The organism is Rhodococcus sp. MT28, from assembly GCF_058792695.1.
The window spans coordinates 419,207-435,661 of record NZ_JBXAFD010000006.1 but is presented as its reverse complement, the minus strand read 5'-3'; the positions used below and the strand labels follow the sequence as shown (position 1 = coordinate 435,661).

At 62.3% G+C, this 16,455-nt stretch carries 15 protein-coding genes, 1 tRNA gene and 1 riboswitch; of the genes, 8 read left to right on the top strand and 8 right to left on the bottom strand.

Annotated elements, in window-relative coordinates; all coding sequences use genetic code 11:
* Nucleotides 1-55: 55 nt before the first annotated feature.
* From AC1Q6C_RS24495 to AC1Q6C_RS24485, 3 genes are all read right to left on the bottom strand, one after another.
* The gene (locus AC1Q6C_RS24495) at nt 56-913 is read right to left on the bottom strand and encodes a tryptophan 2,3-dioxygenase (protein WP_211921517.1); all 858 of its coding nucleotides are present in this window, start codon (nt 911-913) and stop codon (nt 56-58) included.
* Nucleotides 914-927: 14 nt separating this feature from the next.
* On the bottom strand, nt 928-2,208 hold the full coding sequence (locus AC1Q6C_RS24490; RefSeq protein ID WP_037132270.1) for an MFS transporter: 1,281 nt from the start codon (nt 2,206-2,208) through the stop codon (nt 928-930).
* A gap of 208 nt (nt 2,209-2,416) precedes the next feature.
* The gene (locus AC1Q6C_RS24485) at nt 2,417-3,262 is read right to left on the bottom strand and encodes a M55 family metallopeptidase (protein ID WP_007734371.1); all 846 of its coding nucleotides are present in this window, start codon (nt 3,260-3,262) and stop codon (nt 2,417-2,419) included.
* Between the two features lie 203 nt (nt 3,263-3,465).
* Here AC1Q6C_RS24485 and AC1Q6C_RS24480 point away from each other — a divergent pair, with 203 nt between their 5' ends.
* On the top strand, nt 3,466-4,941 hold the full coding sequence (locus tag AC1Q6C_RS24480) for an amidohydrolase family protein (protein ID WP_003945627.1): 1,476 nt from the start codon (nt 3,466-3,468) through the stop codon (nt 4,939-4,941).
* A 47-nt stretch (nt 4,942-4,988) separates the two neighbouring features.
* The gene (locus AC1Q6C_RS24475) at nt 4,989-6,299 is read left to right on the top strand and encodes an alanine racemase (protein WP_492666855.1); all 1,311 of its coding nucleotides are present in this window, start codon (nt 4,989-4,991) and stop codon (nt 6,297-6,299) included.
* Nucleotides 6,300-6,324: 25 nt separating this feature from the next.
* Here AC1Q6C_RS24475 and AC1Q6C_RS24470 read toward each other — a convergent pair whose 3' ends face one another.
* Nucleotides 6,325-7,776 carry a sensor histidine kinase gene (locus AC1Q6C_RS24470; RefSeq protein ID WP_230359509.1) on the bottom strand — a complete coding sequence of 484 codons (1,452 nt, stop codon included), beginning with the start codon at nt 7,774-7,776 and terminating at the stop codon, nt 6,325-6,327.
* Nucleotides 7,773-8,489, bottom strand: a complete 717-nt coding sequence (locus AC1Q6C_RS24465) for a response regulator transcription factor (protein ID WP_007734368.1) — start codon at nt 8,487-8,489, stop codon at nt 7,773-7,775. Before AC1Q6C_RS24465 ends, AC1Q6C_RS24470 begins: the two co-directional genes overlap by 4 nt.
* A 164-nt stretch (nt 8,490-8,653) precedes the next feature.
* Here AC1Q6C_RS24465 and AC1Q6C_RS24460 point away from each other — a divergent pair, with 164 nt between their 5' ends.
* The 5 genes from AC1Q6C_RS24460 (at nt 8,654) to AC1Q6C_RS24440 (ending at nt 12,989) form a co-directional block, all read left to right on the top strand.
* Nucleotides 8,654-9,154, top strand: a complete 501-nt coding sequence (locus AC1Q6C_RS24460) for a hypothetical protein (RefSeq protein ID WP_063314994.1) — start codon at nt 8,654-8,656, stop codon at nt 9,152-9,154.
* A complete protein-coding gene (locus tag AC1Q6C_RS24455; protein ID WP_228401903.1) occupies nt 9,141-10,412 on the top strand; it encodes a hypothetical protein in 1,272 nt (423 codons plus the stop codon). The genes AC1Q6C_RS24460 and AC1Q6C_RS24455 overlap by 14 nt, the downstream gene beginning before the upstream one ends.
* A gap of 43 nt (nt 10,413-10,455) precedes the next feature.
* Nucleotides 10,456-10,521, top strand: a riboswitch (guanidine-III (ykkC-III) riboswitch).
* Nucleotides 10,522-10,535: 14 nt separating this feature from the next.
* Nucleotides 10,536-10,850: a DMT family transporter gene (locus AC1Q6C_RS24450; RefSeq protein ID WP_007734365.1), complete on the top strand. Its 315-nt coding sequence runs from the start codon at nt 10,536-10,538 to the stop codon at nt 10,848-10,850.
* Between the two features lie 47 nt (nt 10,851-10,897).
* Nucleotides 10,898-11,713, top strand: coding sequence for a hypothetical protein (locus AC1Q6C_RS24445; RefSeq protein WP_003945831.1), 816 nt, complete (start codon nt 10,898-10,900; stop codon nt 11,711-11,713).
* A gap of 478 nt (nt 11,714-12,191) precedes the next feature.
* Nucleotides 12,192-12,989 (top strand): GAF and ANTAR domain-containing protein, encoded by a 798-nt coding sequence (locus AC1Q6C_RS24440; RefSeq protein WP_003945473.1) that lies wholly within the window; start codon nt 12,192-12,194, stop codon nt 12,987-12,989.
* A 70-nt stretch (nt 12,990-13,059) separates the two neighbouring features.
* On the opposite strand, the gene AC1Q6C_RS24435 is transcribed toward AC1Q6C_RS24440, so the two are convergent.
* Nucleotides 13,060-13,131: transfer RNA gene (locus AC1Q6C_RS24435), tRNA-Thr, on the bottom strand.
* 122 nt (nt 13,132-13,253) lie between these two features.
* On the opposite strand from AC1Q6C_RS24435, the gene AC1Q6C_RS24430 reads away from it, so the two are divergent.
* On the top strand, nt 13,254-14,681 hold the full coding sequence (locus AC1Q6C_RS24430) for a threonine/serine exporter family protein (RefSeq protein WP_007734361.1): 1,428 nt from the start codon (nt 13,254-13,256) through the stop codon (nt 14,679-14,681).
* An 83-nt stretch (nt 14,682-14,764) separates the two neighbouring features.
* Here AC1Q6C_RS24430 and AC1Q6C_RS24425 read toward each other — a convergent pair whose 3' ends face one another.
* A complete protein-coding gene (locus AC1Q6C_RS24425) occupies nt 14,765-15,013 on the bottom strand; it encodes an MbtH family protein (RefSeq protein WP_003945538.1) in 249 nt (82 codons plus the stop codon).
* Nucleotides 15,010-16,356, bottom strand: a complete 1,347-nt coding sequence (locus tag AC1Q6C_RS24420) for a lysine N(6)-hydroxylase/L-ornithine N(5)-oxygenase family protein (RefSeq protein ID WP_007734359.1) — start codon at nt 16,354-16,356, stop codon at nt 15,010-15,012. The genes AC1Q6C_RS24425 and AC1Q6C_RS24420 overlap by 4 nt, the downstream gene beginning before the upstream one ends.
* Nucleotides 16,357-16,455: the final 99 nt, after the last annotated feature.

The window sequence follows — 16,455 nt, the reverse complement described above, 5'->3', positions numbered from 1 at the left end:
TCGGGCTCGGATTCGTCGTGTGTCACGAACAGCTGGGTGCCATCAAGCAGGTGTGTCAGGTACCGATCTCTGTTCGGGCGGCAAACAGCTCGGGAAAGAAGCTCAACTCCAGCGCACGTTGCAGGAAGCCGGCACCACCACTCGAACCGCCGGTCCCCTTCTTCATGCCGATCACCCGCAGCACGGTCCGAAGGTGCCGGAACCGCCACAGCTGAAAGCTCTCCTCGAGGTCGACCAACTCCTCGAACGCCTCGTACGCCGTCCAGTGCTGTTCGACGTTCTCGTAGATTGCTTTGACCAGCGGAATCAGTTCGTCGTTTCGCACGTAGGGCGCGCTGACGTCTCGTTCGAGAGCCGACGCCGGAACGTCGTACCCCTGCCTGGACAGGTACTGCCAGAACTCGTCGTACAGTGTCGGCTCCCCGAGCAGGGTCTCCAACAATCGATGGGCGGACGGATCCGATTCGAACACCTTCAGCATGCCCGCGTTCTTGTTTCCGAGCACGAATTCCACGGCGCGGTACTGGTACGACTGGAACCCCGATGAGTTGCCGAGAACGCCCCTGAACTCCGCATACTCCGCCGGCGTCAGTGTCGCCAACACCGACCACTGCTCGGTCAAGGTGGCCTGAATATGTTTGACACGTGCGATCCGCTTGAACGCAACCCGAATGTCGTCGGCAGCGATCGCTGCTCTGGCCGCCCGTATCTCGTGGAGAAACAGCTTGAGCCACAACTCGCTGGTCTGGTGCTGAATGATGAACAAGAGTTCGTCGTGGTGTTCCGGCTCGCTCACCGGGTGCTGCGAATCCAGGAGGGTATCGAGTCCGAGGTAGGCCCCGTAACTCATCTTCCCGGAAAAATCGGTGACGACGTCGTCTTCGATCTTTCGTGTGCCGTCCGTTGCCGACATCTTCGGTCTCCTTGTCAGAATTTCGCCGGGGTCTGCGGAACGATCATGGCCACCAATGCGGCAGCGCTCGTCGCTCCGACCAGGACTCCGAATGCAGCCATGTACGAGAACTGGTCCACCATCCATCCCATCACGAGCGGGGTGATGAAACCGGCGAACTGACCACAACCGTTGATCAAACCCATTCCGGAACCGAGGAATTCGGCCGGAAGTGCCCGCAACGGCATCGCGAAGATCGACATCGAACACAGACCGCTGATGCCTAGAGCCAACGTCTCGTAGAACGTGAACATCGCGACGGTGTCAGCGGTGGTCATCAGGAACAAAAGGACTGCCGACGTGGCCATACACGGAACCAGAAGGATCCTGGCCCGGTCGTGGAAGTACTTGTCCACCAACCGCCCGCCCACAATCGTGGCCAGCGCCGTGACGATGAAGGGGATTGCGGCAAAGATTCCCGTGTCGATCAGCGAGAGTCCCTTGTCGTTGAGCAGATAACTCGGCACCCAGGTCATCAGCCCGTACGCGGACATGTTGGCCAGGCAGAACAGAATCGCGAACTTCCACACCGACGCGGACTTGAACACCGCGGCGCGAGAGTGCTCGCTCGCCAGAGGTTGCAAGGCTGCCTCGGGATCTTCCGAGATTTCCGTGTCCAGCGGTGCGGGCAGCACCAACCACACCACCGTGCCGATCACTGCGCCGACGATCGCCACCAGCCAGAACGCGTCACGCCACCCCACGGCCATGAGGACCGGCGCGATGATCAGCGGTGCGATGCCGGGGCCGAGGTTGTTGGCGCCGAGCATGAAACCCATCGCGGTCGCCCTGGTTTTCGGACGCGTCCGCTCAGCCAAAGCCTTGAACGACGCCGCTGGAAAGAGCCCCTGGCTGATGCCGAACATCGCACGCATGACCATCAGCGAGACGAGACCCCACGCGAACCCTGTCAACGCTGTGAACACCGACCACAGGATCAAAGCAACGATCAACAGGGGCCTGGGTCCGAAGCGGTCGGCCAACATTCCGCCGGGGACCTGCCCGAGCATGTAGAAGATCGCGAATACCGAGACCACGCCACCCAACTGCGTACTGCTGAGCGAGAATTCGTCGCCGATCATCGGAAGCGCAAGCCCGATCATGACGCGATCCACCATGTCGATCAACCAGATGGTACTGAGCAGCCCCACCGTAACGGTGGTCGTACGACGAATCGACCTGTTGTCCATCATATTTCGAACCGGACCGTCGCTCGCCCGCGACGGTCCTTCCACTGTGACGCGTTCCGCCTTCATCAAACCTCCCGAATTGTCTTGTGCCGCATGGACTGGAACATTGAAAAGACTGATGAAGTGTGACAGCGAACACGTCTACCGCATTGGTCCGTTTCACCAATAGCCGAAGCAACGTTTGGTCGGTCGGAACATGTTCTGCCCCAAGAGATGACAAATGCCGCCGGCGCACACGGCGTCGGCGGCATTTCGCGATGGAGTCGCTACTTCACTACGTGCGATTGGCGACTGCCACGATCGTCGAGACGCCTGCGGCTGCAAGCCGGGCATTGACAGTGATCAGACCGAGAATGTCGTCGACGCTGCCGAGTGTGTGCGAAATCGTACGATCCGAAATCCGTCGCGAGCCGGGAACAGCCTCGGCGAGTTCAGCTCCCGTGGTGGTGGGGTGAACGATCTCGAGGGTCCATTCGTCACGCAGCTCGACCGGCTTCAGCGTGTCGGCCTTACGCACTGCGCGCTCGGCTCCTGCTCGGATCTGCTCGCACGCCAGCGACGGCGGCAGCGAATTGGTTGCCGACCATCCATGTGCCTTCTTGACCTCGACGGTCTCGGTTGTCGGCGAGGCCGCGTCGACCAAGCCGCAGATGATGTCGTCACCCGTCACCAGGCCGACGGGAACGCCCTGGGTGGCAGCGTAGAGGGTGTTGACGTCGGTCTCCGAGACGGACTTGCCGTCGAGGCGGACGTCGGCGAACAAGCTCGAGAACGTGTGCGCCAGGACGCCGGGCCCACCGGCGGGTGCGTGATAGCCGACAAACAGCGCGACGTCGTGATCGGACGTCAGTCCCTCCGCCATGCACTGCATCTTCGGTGTTCCGAAGATCAGACGCGCCCGTGGATCCAGGTCGGCGTGAAGCAGATTGTCCATCGTTCCGTGGCTGTCGTTGACCAGGACGCTCGTCGCACCGGCGTCGAACGCACCGGCGATCGCGGCATTGGTCTCGGCGGTCATGAGCATCTGCGCACGGTGGTAGCCGCCACCGCCGCGGATCGTCTGATCGAGCGTCGCGATACCCGCGATACCCTCCATGTCCACCGAAATATAGACGTGCATTCCTGTCCTCCATCGATCTCAATCGGCTGAATTGATAACTTCGCTTTCACCTTCACACTCGAGCGCATCCGTTTCTTGTCCGCTCGAACGGTGAGTCGGCCTCCATTTGGGACGTTCACACCAGAATCCGATACCCGAGCCGTGAAACCATCGGGACATTCGCCGGGCCAGGCGGTTCGACCAACGACAGGAGTGCAGCGCTGATGCAGGTCCACGACATCGTGTTCACCGGCGGCCGTGTCGTCGATCCCGCATCGGGGACCGACGAGGTTCGGGGCATCGCGATCACCGACGGCAAGGTCTCGGCGTGGGGTCGCGACGCGATCGAAGCCCGGCAGACGATCGACGTGACCGGTCAGGTCATCTGCCCCGGATTCATCGACCTGCACAGCCACGGACAGGAAATCGCCGAGCAGCGACTTCAGGCATTGGACGGAGTCACGACGGCCCTCGAACTGGAAGCCGGCGTCATTCCTGTTGCAAAGGCATATGCCCGGGCCGGCGCCGAGGGCCGCCCGATCAACTACGGCTACGCGACGTCGTGGGCGCACGCCCGAATGATCGAACTCTCAGGGGCCGATCCCGACGGCGACATCAGAACGCTCCTGCACCATCTCGGTTCCCCGAGCTGGCAGGGCGAGCCCACCGCCTCTCAGCGCGCCCACATTCTCGAACTCCTCGAAAACGATCTGGCCGCAGGCGCTCTCGGCATCGGCGTGGTGGTCGGGTACGCGCCGAAATCCGATCCGGTGGAGTACCTACAGGTGGCGGATCTCGCGGCGCGAGCCGGTGTTCCCACCTATACCCATGCGCGCCCTCTCATCTCGGCCGATCCGTCGAGCCCGGTGGATGGTGCCGTCGAAATCGCCCGTGCAGCAGCCGAAACCGGCGCACACATGCACTACTGCCACGTCAACAGCACCTCGGGAATGCACGTCGACCACGCGCTGTCGGTGGTGGCACAGGTTCAGGCAGCCGGATCGCGCGTCACGACGGAGGCGTATCCGTACGGTTCCGGGTCGACGGCCGTCGGAGCTGCATTTCTCGATCCCGACAAGCTGCACCTGATGAATCTGACACCACGGTCGCTGACATTCGTACCCACCGGTGAACGTATCGCGGACCGCAAGCAGCTGGAACATCTTCGGGCCACCGACCCCGGTGGGTTGGTGCTGGTGGAGTTCCTCGACGAGAACGACACCGTGCAGCGCGAATTCCTCGAACGGGCGATGACTTTCGATCGCGCCGCCATCGCGAGCGACGCGATGCCACTGACCTGGCCCGGCCGTTCGCCTGCCGACGCATTGCAGTGGCCACTGCCGGAGAAGGCACTCGGCCACCCCCGCGGCGCCGGCACCTATGCACGTGCGATTCGTACGCTGTACCGCGAGCGTCAACTGCTGTCGCTGTCGGAGATCATCGCGCGCTGCTCGTTGATCCCTGCGCAGATTCTGGAGGAGTCGGTTCCCTCGATGGCGACGAAAGGCCGGATCAGCCCCGGTAGCGACGCGGACATCCTCGTTTTCGACCCCGAGCGAATCACCGACAACGCCACGTACATCGACGGCACCCGCCCCTCCACCGGTATCAGCCGCGTGCTGGTCGGCGGAGTACCCGTCGTCGAAGACGGTGTCGTGGTCCAGGACGCGTTGCCTGGTCGCCCGGTACGCCGCTCGTAGCCGGATCTCATTCTGACCTGCATAGTTCTGACAGAAAGTCACCACACATGAACACATCGTCTGCAATCAACGGCACAATCGATGCCATGACGGATTTCGCGAACCCCCCGATCGGTTGGCAGCACAAGGCCTTCGGCACCGACCTCGAAGGTCGCGACGGTTCCGACCTCGAGCCGCTGGGGATCTCGGCACTCGACGGCAACCTCCTGCTACCCGTGATGACACTCAACCGTGCAGCGATCGCGCACAATGTCGACCTCATGGCGCAGTTCTGCTCCGACCACGATGTGGATCTGGCGCCTCACGCGAAGACCACGATGAGCCCCGAACTGGTTCGACGGCAACTCGACGCCGGGGCTTGGGCGATGACGGCGGCAACCGTCGCGCAGGCACGCATTCTGCGTGAGTTCGGTGTGGACACCATCATCATCGCCAGCCAGGTTCTCGATCCCGCCGGCATTCGGTGGATCTGCGACGCCCAGGCCACCGACCCCGATTTCTTCGTCACCACCCTCGTGGACTCGGTCGAGAGCGTCCGCCTGATGGAACAGTTGATCGCGAAAGTCTCACCGGCCAGCCGTATCCGGGTTCTCGTCGAACTCGGCTACGACAGCGGACGCGCGGGCGCTCGCACTGTCGAGCAAGCACTCGACGTCGCACGCGCAGCATCGCAGGCACCTTCGTTGATTCTCACCGGAGTCGAGGGGTTCGAGGGCATGATGCCCGGAGCCTCGGTAGCAGCCCGCCGTATCTCCGTCGATTCGTATCTCAAATCCGCGCGGGTTTTCACGGAAATCTGTGTGGCCGAGAACCTCTTCGAGAACAATTCTCCGAAGGCTCCCCGACCACTGGTCACTTTCGGCGGCAGTGCGTTTCACGATCTCGTTGTGCGCGAACTGGCCGGACGGTGGGCAGTGGACAACGGTGTACGCATCGTGCTGCGCAGCGGTTGCTATATCACCCATGATCACGGTCTCTATGCCGAAACTTCGCCGTGGGCTGACGGTCCGCGAACTCTGCAGGGAGCCGCAGAGGTCTGGGGTGTAGTGCTCTCCATACCTGAACCCGGACGGGTGATCCTGGGCTTCGGCCGCCGCGATGTCGGTTCCGACGCAGGCTTTCCCATCGTCCTGTGGCGCCGACGCGACGGATCCAACCGATCAGCGCGAGAGCTGACGATCACCGCACTCAACGACCAGCACGCGTACGTCGACGTTCCGGCTGACTTCGACGTGAAGGTCGGCGATCTGCTCGGTTGCGGAATCTCGCATCCCTGCACCACATTCGACAAGTGGTCACTGATTCCCGAGGTCGATTCGGATTACCGCGTCGTCGGTACGGTGCACACCTACTTCTGAGGGGACCGGTTGCGGTAATCCGGCGTCAGTCGTCCTTCGGGTCACGCGGCAATTCGACGCGGAACGTCGTCCCCTGCCCGAGGGAGGTCTCGACGCTGACGGTTCCGTCGTGCGCTGCAACCAAAGCCGAAACGATGGACAGGCCGAGACCGGCGCCCCCGGTCTCACGGGTGCGAGAGGTGTCGGCGCGGTAGAAACGCTCGAAGATCCGCGCGGCATCCTCGTCACTCAAACCCTGACCGGTATCCGAAACCTCGACCACCGCGGAGTTCTCGGTCGTACCGACACGAACGGTGACCTGCGCATCCGGCGGCGTGTGTTTGATCGCGTTGCCCACCAGATTGGCAACTACCTGACGCAGTCTGGCCTCGTCACCATGCACTTCGGGCAGGCCTGGGCCGCCGGTCATCTGAAGTTCGACAGTTCGATCCGGTGCGATCGCTCGTGCCGCCTGTACCGAATCCGCCGCAACTGCAAGCAGATCCACAGGCTTGTTCTCGAGTGGACGCTGTTCGTCGAGTCTTGCCAGCATGAGCAGATCTTCGACCAGAAGTCCCATCCTCGACGCCTCGCCCTCGATCCGGTTCATCAGCGTTTTCGTATCAGTCATGGCGCCTTGGCGATACAACTCGGCGAACCCACGAATAGTCGTCAAGGGTGTGCGCAACTCGTGGCTCGCGTCGCCGACAAACCTACGCATCTTCTCCTCGGAACGCCGGGCCGATTCCTCCGAAGCCTCGGTCGCGGCAAATGCGTGCTGAATCTGTGCGAGCATTCCGTTGAGCGCCACGGACAGTCGACCGACCTCGGTGCGGTCATCGCGCTCCGGAACACGTCGATGAAGGTCGCCGGCGGCAATGGCAGCGGCAGTCTCTTCCACTTCGACAAGCGGACGGAGGCTCCGACGAACCACGAAATACGCTGCGCCGCCGAGGATCAGCAGGACAACCAGGCCGATGCCGAGTTGCAGGCCGACCAAGTCGTCGACGGTCTGCTCGTTATCCGTCAGTCGCACACCGATAGTCGTGGTCGTGCCGTCGCGGACCGTCGTGAGAACCCGCCAGTTCACGTCCGAACCGTCGCTCGATCCGACGGTGATCGGGCCGTTGGTGGAATCTATCGACAGGTCGGGTTCGGTCGTCGTCGACTTGTCGTTCAGGATGATCACCCGTCCGTCCGGGGTCACGGTCCGAACGAAGAAGGGGCTGGGTGGGCGGGTGCCCGGGCCGACGTCACTGGGCGGCTGCAGATCTCTGCTGTGCGGCTTTGCCCAACCGTCGACCGCTTCGTACAGCGTTTTGTCGGTTCGCTGGGTCAGTGAATTCTCGAGAGCAGAAGTGACCGCTACACCCGACGCCAACAGACCCAGCGCGGCCAACACCAGCAAGGCCGCAACCAGGGTGAAGCGCAGCGGCAGTGAATGGAGACGGAAACGACCCCGCTTCGGAAGCTGATCGTTTTCCGCGGCGGCGATCATTGCCGCGGTTCACGCATCACGTAGCCGACCCCACGCAATGTGTGAATCAGCGGTGTCTCCCCCGTGTCCACCTTGCGCCGCAGGTAGGAAACGTAGGACTCGACAACTCCGACCTCCCCACCGAAGTCGTAATTCCAGACGTGGTCGAGAATCCGCGGTTTGCTGAGAACCGTCCCGGCGTTGACCATGAAGTATCGGAGCAGTGTGAACTCGGTGGGCGAGAGTGCAACCAACTCGCCCTTCTTCCAGACCTCGCGGGTGTCGTCGTCGAGTTCGATGTCGGCGAACTTCACCCGCGGCGACTGCTCCGGCGCGACACCGCGACCGGCGCGGCGCAGGATGACCCGCAACCGCGTCACGACTTCTTCGAGGCTGAACGGCTTGGTCACGTAGTCGTCCGCGCCGAGGGTCAGGCCGCTGATCTTGTCGTCGAGCGAATCCTTCGCCGTCAGAAACAGGACGGGCGCGTCCACACCGTCGGCGCGCAGGCGTCGAAGCAGACCGAAGCCGTCCATCCCGGGCATCATGACGTCGAGAACGATCGCGTCGGGACGGAATGTCCGTGCGACGTCCAGGCCTTGGGCGCCGCTCGAAGCAGTTGCCACCTCGAAACCCTGGAATCGGAGGCTCACGGAGAGCAACTCCACGATGGTGGGTTCGTCGTCGACAACGAGGATGCGAGCTTCGGGGGTCTTGTCGGTCACGAGAACCATCTTCTCCCCTGCCACTGGATTCCCGCTGTATGTTCCCTGGGAGCTTCCTGTGAACGGCCGAGTGCATGTGATGGACTAGGTACAGGTGAAAAGCCGGGTGCAGGTGAAAAGCCGGGTGCAGCTGAAAAGCTGGGGTGCAGGCCCACGAATCGGAAGGATGCGGCATGTCACTACCCCCACTGTGGAACATGGAGTGCTTGACCTGGCGTATTCCTCTGTTCACCAACAACTCCGATACCGGCGAGGATCCCGGCTTCGCGCCACCGGAGTCTTGGGCACAGGCCCTCGCAGGTGTTGCCCAAGATCTGCGTTGCCTGCGATTCGGACCTGAAGTTGTTGTCGACCGTTTGATCTGGGAATTTTCGATCAACAGCGACTACAACGTCACGATCGGCTGGCAAGGCACACGTGACATCAGCGGATTCAGCTACTTCAACGCACTGTCGATGGAGACTGCATTCGCGGACGCTGCGGTGTGGGTCGCCGACGCAGTTCAGACAAATTTGGCCGGCTACGACTTCGTTCAGTGGCCGAGTCGAGGACGCCATCTGCTGGTTCCTCGACTTCGAGACGGGGAACCGGTGTGGATTGATCCGCACGGCGATGTGACGATAAGTCGTATAGGCGAGTTGTGCAAAAATTCGACGAATTATGCAGCAACGTAGCCCAGTTCAAATCGCTCAGCTCTACGGTCCTGTGGCGTCCGCGCTGGTCGGCGGTGTGGTAGCCGCGTACGCAGTGGCCGAGTCCCGAGTTGACGACTTCTCCTTCTCCGACGCCGGCGTTATCTCGGTGGTGATCACGCCGCAGTGGGCGGGAGCAACTGCCGCTGTGGTTGCGGCCGTCGGCGTAGCGCTACTGCATCGCTGGGGACGTGGCGGTCTCGCGAGTGTCTTCGCTGTAGTCGGCGCCCTCGCCATCGCGCTACCTGCATTCGTCCCCGTCTCCGCCCAGATTTCGGTGACTCTGAACGCAATCGGAGCAGGCGCTTTCCTCGCGGCAGCGGCATTTCCGACGAAGGGTCACCGCGGAGCACAAACCGCTCTCGGACTCGGCGTAACCACGACGACCCTTTACTTCGGCGCAGCGGACTTGTGGCGCGATCGCGTCCCCAGGTGGTCGCTCACACTTCCGGGCGATTCCTACCCCGTGCCGTCCACGGTTCCCGTCTGGATTCTGCTCGCCGCAACTCTTCTCGTGGGTGGAGTCGCCGCACTCGCACGACCGAATCAGGAGCCGGGCGACATCGACGCACGCCTGGTGAAGCTGGGAGTTGTTCTGCCCCTGGTATTCACGGCTCTCTATGTGTGGTTGGGCTCGACGACATCACCTGGGTCATGGGTGATCGCGGTGGTATCGGCGGTTGCCGTTACCGTCGCACTGGCTTGGCGGTTGCCGCCACACGACGGTCGTTTCGTACTCGTCGGACTGGCAGTCAGCGCGGTTTCGGTCAGCTCGATTTCCTTTCCATCCGACTGGACCTGGGCGATGCCCGCGGGAGCTGCTGCCCTGGCGTTGGGCGTCGTCGTCGGCTGGAGAAGACCGATGCCGCAACTCGGGCTGGGACTCCTTGCCGTGACTGCACTCTCGGGATTGCTGGATGCCGCCCCGACCACGGTTGCCTACGTCCTCATCCTCCCGCTTGCGCTGGGACTGGCCGTCACGTCATGCATGCCTGTTGCCGTCGGAGCAGTCTCGAGCGGGGCGATGCTGCCCGTCGCTTTCACGTTGTTCTCGGTTTCACCGACCTTCTTGGACCCGGGCTCGCGGGAATTCGGGTGGTCTACCGGTGTGCTCGTCGAACACGGACCGGCCGCCGTGAACACGCCGATTCCTCTGACTGTTCTCGCTGCGACGGCGACGATCGTGGTGGCCGTGTCGACCATCCATCTGAAGAGAGTTCGAACGGCGGTGGTGACCTAAATCGCCAGCTGATCGGGTCGGAACGCAGAATTCTGTTGCTATGGTTGGGTGGTCAACGACGACATCCGGACGAGCGCACCGTACCCGGCCAGCGAAAAGACGGTGCCTTGGGAGCTGTTCACCATGGCATGGATCGTGCTCGTCATTTCCGGACTTTTCGAAGCTGTCTGGGCTACCGCACTCGGTAAGTCCGACGGATTCAGCAAGATGTCGCCCACCATCGTCTTCGTCCTCGGCCTGATCGTCAGTATGGCCGGCCTCGCGTATGCAATGCGTACCCTTCCCATCGGGACTTCCTACGCGATCTGGGTCGGCATCGGCGCCGCCCTGACCGTGGGATATGCGATGATCACCGGCGCGGAGTCCACGTCGATCGTCAAGATACTGCTGATCCTGGGCATCGTCGGCTGTGTCGTCGGTCTGAAGGTCCTTCACTGACCGGCGATCCTGGTGAGTGTTTGTGTGTTACCGGTTACAGTTAACGCATGAAACTGCTGGAGATGCTCACGCTTCCCCTACGCGCGGGCATTGCAGCCGCAGAGATCAGTTTGGGAATCGCCGAGCTGACGGTCACGACAGTTCGTATCGCCGTCGGTAATACCGGCGCCGTGACGGCGGGTGCTGCCGGCTTGGCAAGCCCCCGCGGACCCATGCAGATGATCCAGCAGTTGTCATCGCTCACCGCTGACGATCGGCCCATCGGGCAGGCCTTGGCCCCCGGTGGGCCACTCGATCGACTTCTCTCTCCCGGCGGCCCGGTCGACAAACTGACTGCACCCGACGGCACTCTCGAACGACTACTCGCTCCCGGCGGACCACTCGAAAGACTTCTTGCCCCCGGCGGACCGCTGGATAGAGTGCTCGCCGAGAACGGCGCATTGGAACGCTTGCTCGCGCCGGACGGTCTCCTCGACCGAATGATGGCGGAGGACGGTCCGCTGGAACGCCTGACAGCGCAAGACGGTGCCGTCGAACGCCTGACTGCCAAGGACGGTGTCATCGATCGCGCACTGGCCGAGAACGGCATCCTCGAAACACTCCTGGCAGAGAACGGCGCCTTCGAACGGCTCATCGCCGAAGGCGGCCCGCTTGACCAGATCGTTGCACTGTCCGACACCTTGACTTCCCTCGCCCCCAACCTCGAGCGGATGAGCGCGAGCATCGAGGTCCTTCAGGAAACCGTCGGAATCCTCAGCGCTGCAGTCGGTCCACTCGGAGAACTTGCCGGCAAACTTCCCAATCGGTGGCTCAAGAGCAAGAGCGACCGCCCAGGGCCTGACCTTCCGATCGAATCGGCATAACAAACGGTTACTCCCCGATTACGCGGTCAGTTGTTGATCACGATGTTGAGGTTGATGATGATTCCGCCGAAAGTCAGGATCGTGTTGGCCAAGCCAACGGTCATTCCACTGTTCAGAGCCGCGATCAGTCCGTTCATCGTCGTATCCCCTTCACTGTCTACGGGTTACGCGTACAAGATTGTGCGCTGGCGCTGACAATAGGCCAAGTTCGTGACCTGCGCGCCATTGCGGAGAAAACTTGTACCCCGGTCGCAGTTTCCACGTTAACTGTTGCAGGACAACATAATTCCAAGATCGGCGCACTACCCGCTAACGGCCGAATCAAACATCACGATTGGGCATACGCAGTCCACTTCACATAACCGTCCGCCCCATCAGACACTTGTCCACCGAAACAGAGTGCACAACAGTTAGTCCGGTGCAACAATGAGACGAATCGGACATGCCTGCGACGTGATGGGGAAGGGTGGTTGAGACAATGACGGCGCCGCGCATCGCCAGAGGACACCGCGGCCCTACCGGGGGCCGAAATTCCGCGTCGCAGGACAGCCTGGACGCCGCCTCGGACGCCCTGCAATCGCTGTACGCGCACCTCGATCCACATGCCCAGGCCGAGCAATTTCTCGAACAAGTCTGCAGGCATGCCGTCGATCTCATCGCCGACGCCGACATGGCCGGAATTACCATCGGCGGTTCGGACACGACATTCCGAACCGTCGCCGCCACCCACCAACTTGTTCGCACCGTCGACTCGATCCAATTCCGACTGGACTACGGACCGAGTGTGACGTCGTCACGCACGGGAACCGTTGTCCGCGCACATGCCAGCGAAGCCCACAGCCGGTGGCCTCAATTCGCAAGCGCGGCAAAGGCAGTCGGCGCTGTCAGCTTCTTGTCCATGCCACTGCCTGGCCGGGAACGCCCGCTCGGAACCCTCAATCTCTACAGCCACGACCTCCGAGGTTTCACCGGCGCCGACGTGGCATTGCTCCAACTGTTCGCCGTGACCTCGGCCTACGCGCTGCACAGCTCGCAGCGCCTCGACATCGCCAGAAAGCACGCAATGGACCTCGAGCGAGCACTCGAATCGCGAGGCGTCATCGAACAGGCCAAGGGCATCATCATGGGCACCCACCACGTCGACGCCGACCGAGCCTTCCGCATTCTCATCCAGGACTCGCAGCGCAGCAACGTCAAACTGCGAGTGATCGCCCAGCAGTACATCGACGGCGCGATCGACCCGCGCCAGGCTACGAACAAGCCCGAGACCAACTGAACCGGGCGCCTATCGGCACCTCAGCAAATACAGAGGCACCCACCACATTGGTGAGTGCCTCCTCTTTCGGAGCCTCCTGTCGGGATTGAACCGACGACCTTTCGCTTACAAGGCGAGTGCTCTACCACTGAGCTAAGGAGGCGAAGACCGACGCGTTGCCGCGACTGACTTTGCGGAGCCATCATATCCAAGCCGTCACGGTGGCCGCGCGCGGGTCACGTTAGATAGCGTGGGCCCCATGCGCAACTCCCACTCCGCCCCCTGATGGCGAAATTCACCGAAGTACTCACACGCCTGACGGGAAACCGGCAAGCCACCGTCGACACGGTCACGTCGGCTCCCGCACCGCTTCAACCGATCGACCTGACAGACGACGCCGTCGTCGCAGAGGTCCTGGACCTCGCGGTTCGGGTGGGCGAAGTCCTCCTCGCATCCGGAACCGCGGCCATGGACACCGCTGAGCAGGTGCAGTTCATCGCCGCCACGTACGGCCTTGCCCAGTGTGACGTCGACGTCACTTACAACTCGATTGTGCTCTCTGCCTATCGCGGCCCGACGCGACCGCCGGCGAGCACGATGCGCATCGTCCACTACCGCTCGATGGACTTCACGCGGCTGGCGGCCGTCGACCGTCTGACACGTCGTATCCGCCGTGAGGCGATCACACCGGACCAAGCGCACGACGCGCTCACAGCCATCACGACGGCGCCGCACCCGTACAACCGATGGACCGCGACCATGGCCTGGGCTGCGATGGCGGCTTCGGTCTCCGTCCTGCTCGGGGGTGGGTTCCTCGTTGCCACAGTCGCGTTTCTGACGACGATGGTCATCGATCGAGTCAACCGCGTACTGAACCGGTTCGGGTTGCCGTTCTTCTTCCAGCAGGTTGTCGGTGGTCTCATCGCGGCTGCGCCTGCCGCCACGCTCTATACATTTCAGGACCAGCTGGGGATCAGTATCCGGCCGTCGTTGGTCATCGCGGCCGGAGTGGTCGTACTACTGTCCGGGCTGTCGTTGGTGGGCTCGGTCCAGGACGCGATCATGGGTGCACCCATTACAGCTGTCGCGCGATTCTTCGAAGTGGTGATGATGACGGGCGGCATCATCGCGGGCGTCGCAATCTCGTTGCGAATGACCGGGATGTTGGGTTCGACGCTTCCACCGATCAATGTGGAAGTCTCCACCATCACGCAGTTGCCGATCCTCATGCTCTCCGGTGCGTGTGCGTCGGTGTTCTACGCGCTCGCCTGCTACGCCGAGCGGCGTGCACTCACCGCGGCGTTCCTGGGCGGTGCGGCAGGCAGTGGTGTGTCGATCTTCGTGCAGACACTCGACGTCGGTCCCGTGATCGCCGCCGCAATCGCCGCAACCGTGGTCGGTCTTGCCGGTGGTCTGATGGCTCGCCGCGCACTGACGCCTCCGCTGGTTGTCGCGGTCGCAGGCATCACTCCGCTGCTCCCCGGTCTGTCGCTGTACCGAGGCCTGTACGCGCTGCTCAACGACCAGGTACTGATCGGATTGACTGCCTTGCTGTCGGCCTTCGGCATCGGCTGCGCCCTGGCCGCGGGCGTCACGCTCGGCGAATGGGGAGCGCGCACGCTGCGTCGTCCACGGATTCTGATGCGCGTGGACTCGCTACGTCGCCCGATGGTCCGCAAGCGCAGGCGTCGAGTTCCCGTCACCGAGAAGTAGGCGTCGTTCAAGCAGAAAGAGCTGGGCACCTGACGGTGCCCAGCTCTTTTCTGTTCACTCGGGGGTTCCGAGCGGTGAGAGAATCAGCTCTCGACTGCGTGCTTTCCACCGGCAGCCTGATCGGCTTCCATGGCCTCACGCAGGCTCTTCGGACGCATGTCGGTCCAGTTGGCCTCGACGTATTCGAGGCACGCCTTGCGGCTGTCTTCACCGAACACCACTCGCCAGCCGGCGGGGACCTCGGAAAACGTGGGCCACAGCGAGTGCTGGTCCTCGTCGTTCACCAGCACGTAGAAGCGGCCGTCTTCGTCATCGAAAGGGTTAGTGCTCATCTCGCCTCACTCGTTACGTACGTGTCTTGTGCGCCCAGACTAGCAAGCGCACCAGTTCGGTTCTGGTGGCTCAGCACCGACGCCAGAATCTCCCCCGCCCGCACTGCCACGTTCGACAGCAGCGACGACGTCAATCCGTGAGTCTGTTCTGTCCCACCCTGCAGATAGATACCGCCTGTCACGTCCTCCGTTACAGCCAGTCGATAATCCCGACTGACGTTACGCGGAACGGACGAATCCGGCACGAGTTCACCCAACAAATCGTCCAGAGGTGCCGGGGTGAAACCCGTGGCCAGAATGAGTGCGTCGCACGCCAGCGTGTCGGTCAAGCCGTCGAGATTGCTACGGACAGCCAGTTCGATGCCGGATTCGGTCTCCACGGCACTCGTGATCTCCGAGGCCCGACGCATGAACAGTCGCCGCGGCCCACGAACCATCTCCTGATATTCGGTGGCATACAGCTTGTTGATCAGTTCGATGTCGACGACCGAGTAATTGGTACTGCGGTGCAGATCGAGCAGTCGGCGTCGTTCCGCGGCGTCTGCACCGTGCAGCTGATCGACGGCTTCGGGATCGAAGATGCGGTTCGCGTACGGGCTGTCGTCTGCCGGGCTGTAGCCGTAACGGGCAAAAACACTGTGAACTTCGGCGTTCGGGTAGTTCGCGTGCAGGTAGTCCACGATCTCCGCGGCACTCTGGCCGGCGCCGAGAACGACGAACCGGTTGTGTACGGGCTCCGGCATTGCTTCGAGATGGAAGAGGAACTGGTGATTGTGGAAGCACCGCGACGAAGGCGTCGCCCACTCCGGGATCCGCTCTTTCAGTCCGGCTCCGACAACGATGTTGCGCGCGATCACCGTTTCACCGTCGGCGGTGCGAACCGCAAAGCGATCGACAACGCCGTCGGAGTTCTTGATGCCCTCGACCCCGTCGACGGTTGTACCGAACTGCACGTCCGCGTCGACTCGTCGAGCTGCCCAGCACAGGTAGTCGTTGAATTCGTGGCGCGTGGGGAAGAAGGTCTGGTGGTTGACGAAGTCGACCAGTCGACCCTGCTCGAACAGATACGAGAAGAAGCTGTATCCGCTCTGTGGATTCCGGAACGTCACCAGGTCCTTCGGAAACGCGATCTGCATGGTGGCACCGTCGAGCAGCATCCCGGGATGCCACGCGAACTGAGACTGCTTTTCGAAGAACCGCGCGTTCACCCGATCAACGGCCGCACAATTTGCATTGTGTTCTTCGACAGCAATGGCCAACGCGAGGTTGGCCGGACCGAACCCGACGCCGACGATGTCGACAATGGCAGGTTCGGCGCTGGAGTCTCTTGGTGATTCACTCATTACAGGTAGTCCATCCCCGACGGAACGACCTGGTACGGCCGCCAATCGATGTCCCGAAGTAAGTAGCAAAGGCTACCCTTAATGAGGTGAGGGTATCAA